Below are 14571 nucleotides of genomic sequence, written 5' to 3'. Positions count from 1 at the left end.
AACTTCATTTCCATGCGCACATCTGGTACAAAGTCAGCCGCTCTAAGCGGGTGTCGTATAATGGCATTACTCCAGCTTCCCAAGCTGATAACGAGGGTTCGATTCCCTTCACCCGCTCCACTTCCTTATTCCAGCATGTTCCCGCATAGTCCGGCGAGCAGCTGAAACCCAGACAAACCGGCCTATATGGCCGGTTTTTTTGTGTCTGCATGTTTTCCATTGCCGCTCCATATAACCCCCATACCTGCTTGAGCCAGAACATCCCGCCTTCCCATAGTTTTAGACCCGTTCACCGTCGAGACCAAAATTCCCCATCAATCGACTGAATTGGGGCAGAATTCCGACGATCTAAAATGGAGCATCGACATGAAGTGGTTCAAGGGTTTGGTTCTGGGGGCGATCTTCCTGGTGGCCGGTGCTGGCGCACTGGGTCTTTACTATGTGCTGCCTCAACACGAGGTGGTGCTGGTCACAGGTGTTGAAGTCAAACGGGTCGACCATGACGGGGTGATCAATGCAGAAAATCCAGCCGACGGCCCTACCAGGGACGTGTATTTCATCAACACCGAGGACCCTGACTCAAAGGAAGTAACGGTCTATCGCAACGAAGATACCGGTTGGAGTTTTCCCTGGTATTTCAAGTTTGACTCGGCCGACGTACAGGCGAAGGCTCAGGGTTACTCCCGTGATGCACAGCAATTGGCACTCATCCGCTATTACGGTTGGCGCATTCAGATTTTGTCGGTATTCCCAAATATCACGAACATCGAGGCAACGACGAGCCGTGACCAGCCTTTCCCCTGGTTCAACACAATATTCTTCGGTGTGACCTCATTAGTACTTCTGCTTTTAATCATTGTCGTAAGGCGACGTCTGAAACGGCGCAGTGTGTGACACGGTCATAAACACCGGCATTGTCCAGTCACGAAAAGCCCGGCATTGGCCGTAATGCTGTTCACTTAAGCGGAGCAGCCTTACGACCCACGGGAAAACGGGGCTTTGATATCTTCACTGTCCTTGGTTTCGAAGGACTTGGACGGTGATCCAGAAACAGTTCTCCTATCCCTGCTCTTAACTCAGCTAAACGTCTTCCTGCGGCTGAAATCGATCTGTAGGCCGTCGCCATCAGGCTTGATCGTGACGACAGAAAAAAGCCCCCGGCAAACGCAGGGGGCTTTCTCAACCCTTTCGGGTTAGGCGATGCTCACGCCGTGAGCTTCAGCCAAAGGCTTCAGACCGCCGGCGAAACCTTGACCGATGGCCTTGAACTTGAACTCTTCGCCAGCGCGATAGAGTTCACCGAAGATCATGGCCGTTTCGGTAGAAGCGTCTTCGCTCAAGTCGTAGCGAGCCAGTTCTTTACCGTCAGCCTTGTTGACTACACGGATGTAAGCGTTGGCAATCTGGCCGAAGTTCTGCTTGCGTTCAACCGAATCGTGGATGGTCACAGCGAAAACGAGTTTCTTCACTGCGGCAGCCAGACCAGTCAATTTGACGGTCGCTTGTTCATCATCGCCTTCGCCTTCGCCCGATTGGTTGTCACCCAAGTGTTCAACCGAACCGTCGGTAGACTTTTTGTTGTTGTAGAAGATGAAGCTATTGTCGTCGAGCACTTTACCGTTCTCGCCGACGATGAAGATCGACGCGTCGAGGTCAAATTTAGCGCCATCGGTAACGCGCGCATCCCAGCCCAGGCCAACGATGACTTCGGTCAGGCCCGGGGCCTCTTTCGACAGCGAGACGTTACCGCCTTTAGAAAGACTTACAGCCATTGCAAGATTCCTTTTTTCGGGGGGGGGGGGTTAGAAGTTCATGCCGTAGTTGTTCGCCAGGGCTTTCAGGCCGCCAGCATAGCCTTCACCAATGGCGCGGAATTTCCATTCGCCATTGCTGCGGTACAGTTCTGCGAAAACCATTGCGGTTTGGGTCGAGGCATCCTCGGCCAAGTCGTAGCGAACGACTTCGGCACCGGACACTTCATTGACGACGCGAATGAACGAGCCGCCAACCTGGCCAAAGTTCTGCTTGCGGCCGTCTGCATCGTGAATGGTGACGATGAATACGATTTTGTCGACGTCGGCCGGAACGCGGTTCAAGTCAACCTTGACCACTTCGTCGTCGCCATCACCGGCACCGGTACGGTTGTCGCCAGCGTGTTCAACGGAGCCGTCCACGCTCTTCAGTTGGTTGTAGAAGACGAAATCGGCTTCGCTACGTACTTTGCCGTTCGCACCCAGCAACAGAGCGCTGGCGTCCAGGTCAAACTCAGCGCCGTCAGTGGCGCGTGGGTCCCAGCCCAGACCGACCAGGATCTTGGTCAGGTTCGGATCGGTTTTCGAGAGGGACAGGTTGCCGCCTTTTTGAAGAGTCAGTGCCATTGGGTATTTCTCCTTGGGGTGGGTGCTTTAATTCAGTTTTTTTCGGGTTGAGTTTCTTCTTTTCCCGGGTAGACCAGACTCGCCACAACACCAATAGCCAGGACGATCATAACGATCAGCAGGCTGGTGTTAGCGTCAATGGTGTAGCCGTGGTGGAACATGTGGTCGGTCGCATTCAAGCCGAGCTTGACGGCGATGAAGAACAGCAGCGCAATGACCGATTTCTCCAGATGGACCAGATAGCGTTTCAGCGCTTCGAGGACGAAGTACATGGTCCGCAAGCCCAGAATGGCGAACAACATCGCCGAATAGACAATCAGTGGTTCACGACTGACAGCGATGACCGCCGGAACGGAGTCAAATGCGAACAGCACATCAGAGACTTCAGCAACCACCAGGCACAGGAACAGTGGAGTAGCAAAAAAAGTGCCTTTTGCAGCCAGTGTCATGCCTTTGTTTTCAGGCTTCTGGAGTTCTACCTGAAGGGTCTTGCGAGTCACGAAAAAGTTGTGCCCGTGCAGCTTTGGCCACACCGGGAACAGCTTCTGTGCGAAGCGATAAGCCATGTGCTTGGAGTAGTCTTCCTCCTCATCGCCATCTCCGCCGGCACGCAGCATCATGACGGCAGTCCATGCAACGATCAGCGCGAAAACAATCTCGACCCACGGACCGAACGCCAAGAGGCCGGTGCCGATAGCAACGAACACGCCACGAAAAACGATCGCGCCGATGATGCCCCAGTACAGAACACGGTGACGCAGGCCATCCGGCACTTTGAACCAGGCGAAGATCGCCATGAAGACAAAGAGGTTGTCCACGCTCAGGACTTTCTCCAAGGCGTAGCCCGTCACGAACAGGCTGGCGACTTCCGGCCCATGCTGTACGTACAGAAAACCTGCGAACGCCAACGATATGGCGATCCAGAAGATCGACCAGATCGAGGCTTTAGCCAGCGAAATGGGTTTGTCGCCACGGTGAGTGACCATGTCCAGCAGTAGGGCGCCAACCGCGAGCCCTACAAATACCGCCATGGTCAACGGAGGAAATCCGATGTTCGTTTCCAAGGTACAGCTCCTTAAAGGTCGAAATCAGCTGGGTTCAGGCCCAGCTCGGCACAGATCAAACGGCATGCCGCCTTTTCTTTTTCGTCGAAATTGCCATCCGACGCACCAATGGAGCATCCAACTCGAACCAATAGTCGTGCAGCACCCGGATCGCTTTTGATCTTGCCGATAACCTTCAGCGCTTCCGCTTGACCGATCTGATAGTCGAACTCGAACTTCTCGCAATGGGCGCTGAAGGACTTGATCACATCGGCCATATTGAAGACTTTCAATTCCGGCGAGTTGCTGATGAAACCGCTCATCTTCTGCTTTTCAGCAGAGGAGATATCACCATCGGCTGCAGAGATCACTGCGCAAGTAGCCGTCATTGCTTCCATGAACTTCTGGTTCTTGAATTTCCCGACCTCAGTGGTCAGTTTGTCGCGTGCCAAAGCCGCGTTTTCTTTAAGCCATGCCAGCATTTGAGTTCCCCTCAAAAGGCGGGATCAAGGGACCCCGCCAAAATTACTATTTCGAACCGGCGCGCCAGCTCATACCCCAACCGTAGGCCTTGTCTACCGCCGAATGCCCCCGGTGGAAGTCGACCCGCCGCGAGACCTTCACGGCGCCGTTCACATTTTCAAGCATGGCAATCGCACACATTCCGTCACGCCCGCCCTCTTCGTTGAGGCGCACCTCAATGTCCGGCTGGCCAGGGATGTAGATGGTCACCACACCATCGGTTTCTTTCCAGTTCGGCGCCCCTTCGTAGATGAAGGCGAAGATCAGAATGCGGCGGACTTCACTCCACTGCGTTCCGTTAATGTGCAGCCACTCGCCACCGGCAACAGAGCCCGTGCGGTCATCACCCATCAACTGGACGTAAGGCTCCTGCTTCAGACTGCCGAAGCAATTGCCCAAGGCTTGAACCACACCCTTGTCACCGTTCTGAAGCTCGTAGAGGCAACCCACGTCGAGGTCGATCGATTTACTACGGCTGAAGAAACCGCCAGAACCACCCTTGTTCCAGTTCAGGTTCACCTTGATCTCGCCGAAACCGGCCGAGGTCTTCTCGAGACTGATCGATGTGCGTGTCTTGTCGAGGGTGACCTTGCTCAAGCTGACCGTCGACTTGGGTGCTGCCGACGGAGTTGGAGCAGGCGCTGGTTGAGGCGTAGCCGGTACCGGCGCAGGCGGCGGCGTCGCTACTTCAACGCCAAAGTGCTTGGCCAAAGGCTCCAGGCCCCCGGCGAATCCTTGAGCCACGCAACGGAACTTCCACTCACCCTGACGGCGATAAAACTCGCCGAGGATGAGCGCAGTTTCCTTCATGCCACCGGTAGGCAACTGAGCTTCAATCCCACCCGACACCGCGACCGACAGCTGCGAGACGCGCTCAAAGCTGGCCTTGTTCTCATGAATCGTGGCCGTCAGCGCCACTTTCTCGACAGCTGGCTCCAGACGGCTCAGGTCCAGCGTGAACACGGCGAGGCCGGCAGACGACTCAGTCATCTGCACCGCGCCACCCAGCACACTGGTTTGACCGTAGAAGCACATATCGCCGTCGCCGCGCACTTTGCCCGAAGCGCCCAGAACGAAGGCCGAGACATCAATGTCGGCCCCGGGAATCGGCGAGTAGTTGATATCGACGCGTAGCTGGCCGCTGGCAACCGGCGCATTTCCACCAGGTACGAGAGTCGGCATTAGCGCAGCGCCTGGACAGCCAGATTCACCAGATCATCGGCGGTGCGCCCGTTGGTGGTTTTACCGATGGCCTTGAACTGCCAGTCACCGTTTTCACGCGACAGACTTGCCATCACGATGCCGGTGTGGCCGCCACGTTCGGACAGATTGAAGCGCGCCAACTCCGATTTATTGCCGGCATTCACGATACGGCAGTAGGCATTTTCAACTTTCTCGAACGTCTGCCCGGTAAAGCTGTTTACCGTGAACACCAGATGTTTGACTGCCGCAGGAAGGCGCTGCAGGTCAACATGAATAGTTTCATCGTCACCATCACCGGCACCGGTGCGGTTGTCGCCGGAGTGATTGATCGAGCCGTCCTGGGACTTGAGTTGACGGAACCAGACCAGATCAACAGGTTGCAGGTCGCTGTCCAGCAGGATGCAAGAAGCGTCCAGATCGATTTCGCCGCCATTGCCCATCAACTTGCCGAGAAAGCCCGCTTTCACCGGGTCCCAACCCAGGCCCAGGCTGATGCTGGACAAAGCGCTGCCGGCGGTTTTTTCCAGGGAGATGGATTGTTGTTTGCTCAGGGTAAGTGCCATCGTTACGCTCCTTGTTTATCGTCAGTGTTCGCGTGGCGATCAGGTTTGATCGCTACTTGCAGGTGGGTGAGTGCTACGTCGCTCACGCCCGGATTCTCGCTTTTTGTTCCCCGCAAGCGTCCACGACGCCATGCAGGATGAAAGTGACGCCAATGTGCTTCTTGTGCCGCGGCCAACAATTCATGGTCCCCGCGGGTGTCGCCCCAGGCCTTGAGGCGGTATTGACTCAACGGTCCATAGACCGCCTCAAGTCGGAGCACCTTGTTCTCGCACCTGCAGTTGTTCCCCGTGATACGCCCGGTCAACAGACCGTCGACCACTTCAAGCTCTGTGCCGATCAGCTTGATGCCCAAGCGATCAGCGAATGGTTGGAGTACCACGGCTGGGGATGCGGAGCAAAGCGTCACGACTGCCCCCGCCTCAATCTCGGCGGCGATCGAATTCACCCCCGAAGGGCGCATGAGCTGGAGCCAATACCTTGAGCAAAAATTCTCGGCTTGCTGGCGCACCCAAGCAGCCTCCACTCCCGTCAGAAAGGTACTGACCAATTGTGCTTTGAGTTCGTCTCGGCTCATTCGTCGAATGAGGAAACGAATGCCAGGCAACACCAGCATCAGCACACGTCGACAGAACTCGCGCCTTCCGAAGGCAAACTTCAGGAAGGGGACGAAGCTGTCATGCCGGGTCAGGGTGCCATCGAAATCAAACACCGACAGCACCTTTTTGACGTCTGCTTCTGCTCCGAGTATGACCTGTGTCATCGAACCGCCTCCGCCAAACGAATCGGTGCATCGCCACTGCCGGCATCTGCTTGCCGCACGCCATGCCACTGTGCTCTCTCGAGGATCTTCACTGCCCACTTATAATGGGTCGCCGGCTCACACATCACATCGTTGTGTTTGAACACGGCAGGGGCAACGTCGCTGACGATCAACTTAGCGCTGTTGAAGTCTTCGAGGCTAACGCGCAGCGAATCCTGGATGATGTTGATCTGGCCTGGATGAATCGCTGTCTTGCCCACCAGACCGTGGGCAATGTCGAGATCCAACTCTTCTTTGAGCAAATGCGGAGTAGCAAGCTGCTCGAATACTGGCGCGGTGAGCGCAAACCCCAACGACCCCATCACCCCGGCCAACATCGGGATGACATAACCCATCGGCGTGCTGTAGAGCGTTGTGGTCGGGTTACGACGAACACCCAGACACCCCATCAAATCATTCCCGCCAATGCGCAGAGCGATGATGCGGTGGTTCAAGTTCACCTTAAGCGCCTGGCCCAACTCAACCATCGCGCCAGGGTTGAAAACGTCGATGGTTTCAAGCGTCGGCATGAGAAACAAAGCCGGGTTCGTGACCGCCTGCTCCCATGCATCAAGGTTGCGCAGTGTAAGCTTCGGGACGACAAACCCATCAACGTGCTCCATCAATGACCATTCATTCAGCACGGCCGCCATCGTCGAATCCCGGGGGCGCACGAACAACAAGGGACCATCCACCGGGCGCCCGCCGCGCTCATTGATTGCCGTCAGCAGGACGCGCAAGTTGCCAAGCGCCGTATCGACATCAATGTCCGCCACGGCGTCTTCCAGGCAAACCACCAGGGAGCGCAGCTCCGGTAGCTTGGTACGAAAAACCACATCGAGCAGATCCGCTCGCGTAGCCGGCATGTAGAGCGTGGCCCCAAGGGCATAAGGAGAAAGGACCTTCATCAGCTCACGCTCCGAATGATGGTCACGGCTCTGTAGGGCCCTAAATCGGCACCGACCTCTTCCACCGAAACGCCAGCACTCTCAGTCAGGTGCATCAGCAACTGAACATCACTGTCGTTACGATCCCGGACCAGGACATGGTCGGGTACACGGCGCAAAACGGCGCGGGTAGCCTCGGCGATACCGGGTTTGACCCGGTTCATATTGGTGATATCAAATCGTGCAGCCAGCGACGCAACTACCTGATTGGCGGCGCCCTGAAGTGCCAGTCGTTGAGTGTCAGTCCACGGTGAAGCTTGAGACACCGCCCCCACAGCCTTGCGCTGTGCCTCAATCTGCTCGATGAATTCACGGGTCACATCGTGTTCATGCAGGTGGTCGTAGACCACACAGCCATGCAGCCCGCCATTGGCAGGCCAGATAGAGCGAGAAACCAGGCCCGATACGGTGGCACCCAGGATGCCGGACGGAATGACCCAGTCTTCTGCTGAAGCGGCCAGCCAGGCTCGGCCGCAGGGATCAGCCAGCACGACCAGTCGCGGCTCGACCGGGAAACGCGAGTCGCCGTTCAGGCATCGTTTGATCTCACCAGAGATCGCCCCCTTGCCGGTCCAACCGTCGACAAAGACAATGTTCTCGGCACCGTGTGCCTGGATGATAGCTTCCAGTGCAACGGTGTCGATTCCGCGATCGCGAACGATACTGATCCCGTAGTGACAGGCATCTCGGCCCATGTCGATCAGCGCACGGCGCAGCAGTACACCGAGCGGAAGTCCTGCACGAACAAAGGACACCAGAACAATCGAAGAGCCGGTACAAGCTTCATTCAACGCCAGCGCCAGGGACTGGACGTCCTTGGCCATACGGGCGCCATTCTGCGCAAGTGCCCGCGCATAGAGCGCCTTGTGAACGTCCGTCGGAGCGCTTTCCAGACTGATCATCTCGGAATAGTGCTTCTGCTTCGTTTGAATCAGCCGCTCTTTCTCTTCGACATCGGTCACTTCCATCTGAACGGGCTGAAGCAGAAAGTGAACGTCGTCAGATGCATAGCTTGCGCTACCCACTGTTTTGAGGTCAGCAAAGGTATTAATCATTGATTGTGCAGCCCACAAGCTTCGCCAGTTGGCTGCGCGCCGGGGTGGCCCACATGTGACACTTATCCATGAAGCCAAGGTCAGTGATGCTGTCGCCAAACCCCAGTAGCGGACGTTCACCATTGATTTCGCGATCTCGGCGCAACCATTCCTGAACGGCCGCCTGCTTCGACAAACCCGCTGGCAGGAAGGCGAGATTGTTGCTATTGGCGTGGATGTGCATACCGTCCAGCAACCCCCGGGCCTGGACTTCAGCCAGTACCGTGTTCAGGACTTCGTCATTGGATTCGTTGTGCTTGGTCACCACGTAATTGCGCAGGCCTTCCTCTTCGACCACCCACCCACGCAACGAAATGCCAAGCGCTTTGCCGATGGCGAGCGTTTCGTTGCTCAGTTCGGGAAGACGACGCTGGAAGTCGGCCAGTATGGCGCGCATGTGCGATTGCCATTGCTGATCGAGTTTTCCATCAGGACCAAGAATTACCCCGCCGTGGGAGCAGATAGCACCGTAGGTAAAGGGCAGTTTCACTCGACTGAAGGCTTCGACGCTGCGAGCAGTGACCGGTACAACATCGGCCGACGACAACAGCCATTCGACAAAGGACTTCTGAACCGGGCTCATGTAGCCGTTGGGTTGTCCATCGACGTCGAAGGTTGCAGGATGGCGCGGCATACCTTCCTGCATTTTGCGTGCGGTCTGGAACAGGGTGTCGTCGAGGTCGGCCAAAGCCAGTGGGCGATTACTGAGCATCGACAATCACCTGCGCGTCCAGGGCTTCAACAAGCTCGGCGGGAATGGCCTGCGCAGGAGTCTCCGAGCAGATCAACACGCGATCAAACTGACCAGGGCGCACGTTGTAGAGGAAGTTGGGGATGCCGAGGCCGTAGTTATCCGAGAACGACAATGCGTGCTCGATGGCATGGCCCAGCGCAATGGGCGAACGACTGGTTGAACTGAAATGCACGTCAGCACCTGCACGCTCCAGGCGCTCGGCGAGCAGGAATGGACGCCAAACGAACTCACTGGTTCCGACCACCAGAATGCGCTCACCCGCCTTGATCTGCAGATCGGGTGCCAGGGTGTCCTCAACCTTGCGAACGCCAAGACGGCCCCAGTCATTCTGCGGCGACAAAGGCCACTCGCCAGCGGCGACAGTGCCCACCGAAGGCATTTGCGGCAAAGGGGCGTCAGTGTCTTCAAGGAACGTGTACGCGCCCTGCAACAAGGAAACTTGATGTGCCGATGCACCGATGGTGTTGCGGACTGCGCCAGCGGACCAATCCGTCAGCACACACGTCACAACGCGCTCGACTTGGGTCAGACCCGCATCGACCAGCGCGCGATGCAGATTGATAAACGTCTTGCCGGTGGAAGCCTCGTCGTCGACCAACACCAACGAACGGGCATTCAGCATCATTTCCCGAACGTCGAGATCGACAGGCATGTGGATCAAGTGCGCGCTGGCGTGGCTGTGTTCTTCTTCGAATCGAGCGAACAGTTCAGTACCCGTCGGGTGCCGCGTGCTGACCATGTAAACCGAATCAGGGCGGGAGGCGCTGTAGGCGCGATGAACACCGGCACCCAGGCCCACCGCCGTCTCCGCCATGCCGATAACGAGCACCGGGCCTGGCAAGTCAGCAGGGATTTGCGCGGCCAGGCTTTCGAAACTTGCGTCCATCGTGGACGGACGCACAGGGATATGCCGGCCCAGCACTTTTGACACGAACAGAAACGCACGCTTAGGGTTGCGGCGCTCGGCAAAGCCGAACAGTGAGTCCGGGTCGATAAGTGAATTATCAACTTTGACATCGAGTCGACCGCGCATCAGTTGCGCGCTGAGCGTTTGTGTAGCTGCGTTACTTGCCATGTACAACATTCCTAAATTGGCGTGAGGTCGATGACCTACCGCCTCTTTCGTGGGATTCAAGTCAAAATCGGGTCAGGCGTTTCTGGCGTCGATACGCCACATAGAGGACTGGGCATCTCGAGCCAACTGCGCCGTTGTGAAGGTCTTGCCGATAGGCGTTTTGCAAGCCTCGACACGACACGCGTCAAGGAAAGACAGCAGAAGCGAAGATTTGACCGCAAAATTCATATTTTGCGCGTCTGGCATTGTTGACGTAACCAGACCGACTACAGCCCCAGAACAATCAAATAGGGGACTGCCGCTGGAGCCTGGTTGAATGGGGGCAGTAAACTGCAACAGGCTTGCATCGTTGTGCAGGCCAAATAAAGCAGACACACCGCCCTGAGTGACGTGAACACCACCACCGGCAAAACCAGCGAGTGGAAAGCCCAAGGCGACAATCGTTTCGCCAAGGTCACAACCGAATCCTTCCTTGAATGACACCGGCTTCAACGGTGGAGATTCCAGCACCCTGAGCAGGGCAATGTCGTTGCGACGATCGACCACTACGGACTCGGCGCGGTACCGCCCCTCAAAGGAAGAGATGTGAATTTCACGCATGTCTTCGATGACATGGGCGCAGGTCAGGACGTGGGCCGGGGAAACAGCAAAGCCGGTACCTGTCGCACCGCTACGACCGGAGTCCGAAGGATTAGAGCGCCCTTTGGGATGAGCATCATTGATATCGAGCCCGATCCGACGACCGAGTGCAGACAAGCCATAGGCGGAGCCTTCAGCCAGAGCGCGGAACTTCCATTGCTGGAGGCGGCAGTAGAACTCGCCGATGATGATTGCAGACTCGCCGTTATCGCGAAGGTCGAGGCTGTATTCGATCTGGCCATCAACCTGCAAGCGCAGAGTCCCAAGGTCACTGACAGGGCCAGCGGCAGAGAAGGTGTAGACAATGAGAAGTACCCGATCACTCCCCTCTGGGAGATCTGCCAGGTTCAACGTACAGCCGATCTTTTCCTGAGCCCCACTCCACTCCATCCAGGCACGTGAAGTCTGGAACAGCGCCGGCTCTCCAATCGGACGGCGTTTTTCATCTACCGGCAATATGGCAACCGCTGCGTACTCTCCGAAGGCCGAAGAGCTACCGCATTCCAGAGTCCACTCACTCCGCGCGCTCGATACCGCGGTGTTTGCGCCAGGCGCTAGCACCATCATTCCTTAATCTCTCCTCGACTGCTAACCGCTTACTTCTTCGGTGCAGCCACGCAAATGGTATCAAATTTCTGATATTTCTTTAACATCAGGATGATGCTACAGCCGCAACGGTGATGCCCTTCACACGAACATTTGACCGCCAGACGGTCGCGGGCTCCGGCAGGCCCAGCCGGCGCGTGGCAAATATGCCAGGCAGGTTCGTGCCGGTCGCCCGGGTGTAACCGATCCCACCCGAGTATCGTGCGTTGATTTCCAGCAAATGCGGCTTGCCGAGTGCGTCATCACGGGTCTGAACATTGATAATCCCGTCACACTGGAAGTGCTCTGCGGCCTTCAGGGCCAGTTCCACTGCCGCGCTGTCTCGTTCAAACGTTTGATGCAGACCCTCTTTGCGGCGACCGACAAACGCAACGGGTCGACCCGACTCACACACCATGTCGACCGAGCATTCGCTTCCGGCCATGTACGGCATCATCAGCATCGGTGGCGGAGTAGCCCCTTCGCCGTAAGCCCGCATGTAGGTTTCGAAGCTCGCTTCGCGCGCATCAGGGTTAGCGAAGCAACGGAACGGATCAGCATCCGCCTTGAATCGCCAGAAACCCTGGCCATAGATCCCGACAGCAGGTTTGACGCAGACCTCTCCAAACGCCGAGAGGGTCTTGTAAGCGCTGAACATCTCCTCCGCGCTGGATGCAGTGATTGCAGGTACGCAGGCCAAGCCAATCCGCTCTGCCTCTGCGGTAAATTTGCTCTTGTCGTCGACCATGTCGAAGGTGTGAACGGACATGCCGCCGGTGACCAGCTCAAGACCTGCATGCTCGAAGCGCCCGCGCGCATGCTCAAATACATGGCCGACACGACCGGCAAGGATGACCTTGATGTTGTGCGCTTGCGCGGTCGCGATAACCCACTCGATGCGCGCCTGGTTGTCCTGCGGTTCCGTGAAACCAACATCAGCAAGCGACGTTATTTCAGGGCGGTCCTGGCGATGTGAGGCGAAGACTTTCACTTCTGCCGGCAACGCTTCGCGCGCGCCCATGATGACGTCGCGCTGACTGGATTGCCCTTCGAGAAACCAGATCACAATCGTTTACCTCGCGTGTAGATGCAGCTGCGGCGATATCTTTTTTGATAGGGAGGCTGCCAGATTCCGCTGGACCGGAAAACAATGTCTCCGGGTGTAGATTCAAGGCAAAACATTGCGGACAGTTCCAAAGAACTCGAGCTGAGCCTCGTGAGAGCGGGCCAGCTTAACCAGATGCTGCACGCCACATTGCAGTTCACGTAATGTGGCGCAACCATTAAGCGCGTCTCTTCTCATTCTGCGGGTGCCAGCAAAGGTCCGTCCACACGCTAAACCATTTCAATATATGACGATAGCCATACGGCCAGACGGGCCGCGCCACTGGCTCGACCTTTTTGCACTAGCGAGTCGCGACGATGAACACGCGCGGGAACGGCAGTAGTACTGAACCATCGCTCAGCGCTGGGTACGTCCGCTCGATCGCAGCTTGATACTGCTTGAGGTATTGCGCCCGTTCCGCCTCATCCAGCGGATCAAGGAAAGGTCGCAAACCGCTGCCCTTGAACCACTCGACCACGCCCGCTGCGCCGCCCACGAGCGGGTGATGGTAAGTCGTGCGCCATACGTCGACACGAGAACAGTGAGCGCGCAGCATCGAGTAATAACCGCAGGCATCCGCCATCTCTGTTCGCTGCCCTGCGGCGCCAGCAAGTTTATCGACCCAAGGCCCACCAGCTGCCACCTCTCGCATCAATCGATGGGAGGGTTCATTGAGGTTATCCGGCATCTGAATGGCCAGACTACCACCGGGAGCAAGCTTGCTCGCCAATGCAGGCAGCAATGTCGCGTGATCAGGAACCCACTGCAATACCGCGTTGGCGAAAATCACATCGAACAGGCCGCTATCGTTCCAGGTATCGATGTCAGCGGTGTCGAACTGCACCTGCGGTAAGCGCTTGCGGGCGGCTTCGATCATATCGGTCGAACTGTCCAGTCCTCGCACCGTGGCGCTGGTAAAGCGTTCCAGCAGCAACTCGGTCGAGTTACCCGGGCCACAGCCGATGTCGATTGCCAAGCGCACGTCCGTGTCCGGTATGGCGGCCAGCAAGTCCCGCGCGGGACGGGTGCGTTCATCTTCAAAAGCGACGTATTGTTTGGCGGACCAACTCATTGCGTTCTCCTGTCGGTGCGTTTTCTTCAAAACGGGTAAAAAGCCCCGACCGTTAAGATACAGCGCCCCTGTCGATCTGCCCTCCCCTGAAGGTGTACATGGCAATTGCAGAGCAAATCCCTGCCAGGCAACTCAGCGCTCAATGGTCATTCTTATCGCCTAATCCGTGAAAGCCATAACCAGAAGCATCGTTCCCCAAGCCCAAGGAAAAGCAGCTTTGACAGTATAAAGATGGCACCTACAGTCCAATCGCGACCTGTTAAAAGGAACCCTTTCCGTCATTTTCAAGGCAAGGAACAAGGCCATTAATAATTCTTCGCGCTGTTTTTACACACGCTGGGCCGATTGCAGTCCATGGTGACGGGTAGAAATCGGCCCAGAGTGTGTAAAAACATTCCGGTAAACCCTTGCTATGATTTCCGAGAATCTCATCGCAAGGGACGCCCATGAAACGGTTTATCCAGGGTGAACACCGAGGTCAAAGCACCTTACTTCCCGAAAGCCTCGACGACTACGTCAGCGATACCAATCCGGTTCGGGTGGTTGATGTTTTCGTCGATGAACTCGATTTGGCCAAGCTAGGTTTTGATGGCGTCATTCCAGTCGAAACCGGCAGACCTGCCTACCACCCGGCGATCCTGCTGAAGATCTACATCTACGGTTACCTAAACCGCATTCAATCGAGCCGGCGTCTTGAGCGAGAAGCCCAGCGCAACGTCGAACTCATGTGGCTAACCGGGCGTTTGATGCCCGATTTCAAGATCATCGCCAACTTCCGAAAAGACAACAGC

16 protein-coding genes, 1 tRNA gene and 1 pseudogene are annotated in these 14571 nt (G+C 56.6%); 3 read left to right on the top strand and 15 right to left on the bottom strand.

Annotated features, from left to right (window positions below; translation table 11 throughout):
* Positions 1-46: 46 nt before the first annotated feature.
* Both ACXPVS_RS19550 and ACXPVS_RS19545 read left to right on the top strand, forming a co-directional pair.
* Positions 47-120, top strand: a tRNA-Gly gene (locus tag ACXPVS_RS19550).
* A gap of 246 nt (positions 121-366) precedes the next feature.
* The gene (locus tag ACXPVS_RS19545; RefSeq protein ID WP_458511397.1) at positions 367-894 is read left to right on the top strand and encodes a DUF1523 family protein; all 528 of its coding nucleotides are present in this window, start codon (positions 367-369) and stop codon (positions 892-894) included.
* Between the two features lie 61 nt (positions 895-955).
* Here ACXPVS_RS19545 and ACXPVS_RS19540 read toward each other — a convergent pair.
* From ACXPVS_RS19540 to tam, 15 genes and pseudogenes are all read right to left on the bottom strand, one after another.
* Positions 956-1102, bottom strand: a pseudogene (locus ACXPVS_RS19540) (IS4 family transposase); the annotation flags it as partial.
* A gap of 91 nt (positions 1103-1193) precedes the next feature.
* Positions 1194-1772, bottom strand: a complete 579-nt coding sequence (locus tag ACXPVS_RS19535) for a TerD family protein (protein ID WP_458511396.1) — start codon at positions 1770-1772, stop codon at positions 1194-1196.
* A 30-nt stretch (positions 1773-1802) separates the two neighbouring features.
* Positions 1803-2378, bottom strand: coding sequence for a TerD family protein (locus ACXPVS_RS19530; RefSeq protein ID WP_458511395.1), 576 nt, complete (start codon positions 2376-2378; stop codon positions 1803-1805).
* 32 nt (positions 2379-2410) lie between these two features.
* On the bottom strand, positions 2411-3409 hold the full coding sequence (locus ACXPVS_RS19525) for a TerC/Alx family metal homeostasis membrane protein (protein WP_458511471.1): 999 nt from the start codon (positions 3407-3409) through the stop codon (positions 2411-2413).
* Positions 3410-3453: 44 nt separating this feature from the next.
* On the bottom strand, positions 3454-3903 hold the full coding sequence (locus ACXPVS_RS19520) for a tellurite resistance TerB family protein (RefSeq protein WP_458511394.1): 450 nt from the start codon (positions 3901-3903) through the stop codon (positions 3454-3456).
* 46 nt (positions 3904-3949) lie between these two features.
* Positions 3950-5125, bottom strand: coding sequence for a TerD family protein (locus ACXPVS_RS19515; RefSeq protein ID WP_458511393.1), 1176 nt, complete (start codon positions 5123-5125; stop codon positions 3950-3952).
* The gene (locus ACXPVS_RS19510; RefSeq protein ID WP_458511392.1) at positions 5125-5709 is read right to left on the bottom strand and encodes a TerD family protein; all 585 of its coding nucleotides are present in this window, start codon (positions 5707-5709) and stop codon (positions 5125-5127) included. Before ACXPVS_RS19510 ends, ACXPVS_RS19515 begins: the two co-directional genes overlap by 1 nt.
* Before the next feature lie 2 nt (positions 5710-5711).
* Positions 5712-6470, bottom strand: coding sequence for an HAD family hydrolase (locus ACXPVS_RS19505; RefSeq protein WP_458511391.1), 759 nt, complete (start codon positions 6468-6470; stop codon positions 5712-5714).
* Positions 6467-7417, bottom strand: coding sequence for an HpcH/HpaI aldolase/citrate lyase family protein (locus ACXPVS_RS19500; RefSeq protein WP_458511390.1), 951 nt, complete (start codon positions 7415-7417; stop codon positions 6467-6469). The genes ACXPVS_RS19505 and ACXPVS_RS19500 overlap by 4 nt, the downstream gene beginning before the upstream one ends.
* The gene (locus ACXPVS_RS19495) at positions 7417-8511 is read right to left on the bottom strand and encodes a cysteine protease StiP family protein (protein ID WP_458511389.1); all 1095 of its coding nucleotides are present in this window, start codon (positions 8509-8511) and stop codon (positions 7417-7419) included. Before ACXPVS_RS19495 ends, ACXPVS_RS19500 begins: the two co-directional genes overlap by 1 nt.
* Positions 8504-9262: a trehalose phosphatase gene (locus ACXPVS_RS19490; RefSeq protein ID WP_458511388.1), complete on the bottom strand. Its 759-nt coding sequence runs from the start codon at positions 9260-9262 to the stop codon at positions 8504-8506. Before ACXPVS_RS19490 ends, ACXPVS_RS19495 begins: the two co-directional genes overlap by 8 nt.
* Positions 9252-10379 carry a phosphoribosyltransferase domain-containing protein gene (locus tag ACXPVS_RS19485; RefSeq protein WP_458511387.1) on the bottom strand — a complete coding sequence of 376 codons (1128 nt, stop codon included), beginning with the start codon at positions 10377-10379 and terminating at the stop codon, positions 9252-9254. The genes ACXPVS_RS19490 and ACXPVS_RS19485 overlap by 11 nt, the downstream gene beginning before the upstream one ends.
* 72 nt (positions 10380-10451) lie before the next feature.
* Entirely contained in the window at positions 10452-11585 is a 1134-nt protein-coding gene (locus ACXPVS_RS19480; RefSeq protein WP_458511386.1) for a trypsin-like peptidase domain-containing protein, read from the bottom strand.
* A gap of 85 nt (positions 11586-11670) precedes the next feature.
* Positions 11671-12669: an ATP-grasp domain-containing protein gene (locus ACXPVS_RS19475; protein WP_458511385.1), complete on the bottom strand. Its 999-nt coding sequence runs from the start codon at positions 12667-12669 to the stop codon at positions 11671-11673.
* A 340-nt stretch (positions 12670-13009) separates the two neighbouring features.
* Positions 13010-13780, bottom strand: a complete 771-nt coding sequence (gene tam / locus ACXPVS_RS19470) for a trans-aconitate 2-methyltransferase (protein ID WP_458511384.1) — start codon at positions 13778-13780, stop codon at positions 13010-13012.
* 446 nt (positions 13781-14226) lie between these two features.
* On the opposite strand from tam, the gene ACXPVS_RS19465 reads away from it, so the two are divergent.
* Positions 14227-14571 (top strand): transposase (locus ACXPVS_RS19465; RefSeq protein WP_458511383.1); only part of this gene is annotated, 345 nt, incomplete at its 3' end.

Source organism: Pseudomonas sp. Ma2-10 (genome assembly GCF_054330215.1).
This window is presented reverse-complemented; position numbering and strand designations above follow the sequence as displayed.

Coding starts and splice junctions, on each gene's coding strand:
- ACXPVS_RS19490 (WP_458511388.1), bottom strand. CDS start 9,262: ATGCTCAGTAATCGCCCACTGGCTTTGGCCGACCTCGACGACACCCTG.
- ACXPVS_RS19510 (WP_458511392.1), bottom strand. CDS start 5,709: ATGGCACTTACCCTGAGCAAACAACAATCCATCTCCCTGGAAAAAACC.
- ACXPVS_RS19505 (WP_458511391.1), bottom strand. CDS start 6,470: ATGACACAGGTCATACTCGGAGCAGAAGCAGACGTCAAAAAGGTGCTG.
- ACXPVS_RS19515 (WP_458511393.1), bottom strand. CDS start 5,125: ATGCCGACTCTCGTACCTGGTGGAAATGCGCCGGTTGCCAGCGGCCAG.
- ACXPVS_RS19530 (WP_458511395.1), bottom strand. CDS start 2,378: ATGGCACTGACTCTTCAAAAAGGCGGCAACCTGTCCCTCTCGAAAACC.
- tam (WP_458511384.1), bottom strand. CDS start 13,780: ATGAGTTGGTCCGCCAAACAATACGTCGCTTTTGAAGATGAACGCACC.
- ACXPVS_RS19520 (WP_458511394.1), bottom strand. CDS start 3,903: ATGCTGGCATGGCTTAAAGAAAACGCGGCTTTGGCACGCGACAAACTG.
- ACXPVS_RS19525 (WP_458511471.1), bottom strand. CDS start 3,409: ATGGCGGTATTTGTAGGGCTCGCGGTTGGCGCCCTACTGCTGGACATG.
- ACXPVS_RS19500 (WP_458511390.1), bottom strand. CDS start 7,417: ATGAAGGTCCTTTCTCCTTATGCCCTTGGGGCCACGCTCTACATGCCG.
- ACXPVS_RS19485 (WP_458511387.1), bottom strand. CDS start 10,379: ATGGCAAGTAACGCAGCTACACAAACGCTCAGCGCGCAACTGATGCGC.
- ACXPVS_RS19535 (WP_458511396.1), bottom strand. CDS start 1,772: ATGGCTGTAAGTCTTTCTAAAGGCGGTAACGTCTCGCTGTCGAAAGAG.
- ACXPVS_RS19495 (WP_458511389.1), bottom strand. CDS start 8,511: ATGATTAATACCTTTGCTGACCTCAAAACAGTGGGTAGCGCAAGCTAT.
- ACXPVS_RS19480 (WP_458511386.1), bottom strand. CDS start 11,585: ATGATGGTGCTAGCGCCTGGCGCAAACACCGCGGTATCGAGCGCGCGG.
- ACXPVS_RS19545 (WP_458511397.1), top strand. CDS start 367: ATGAAGTGGTTCAAGGGTTTGGTTCTGGGGGCGATCTTCCTGGTGGCC.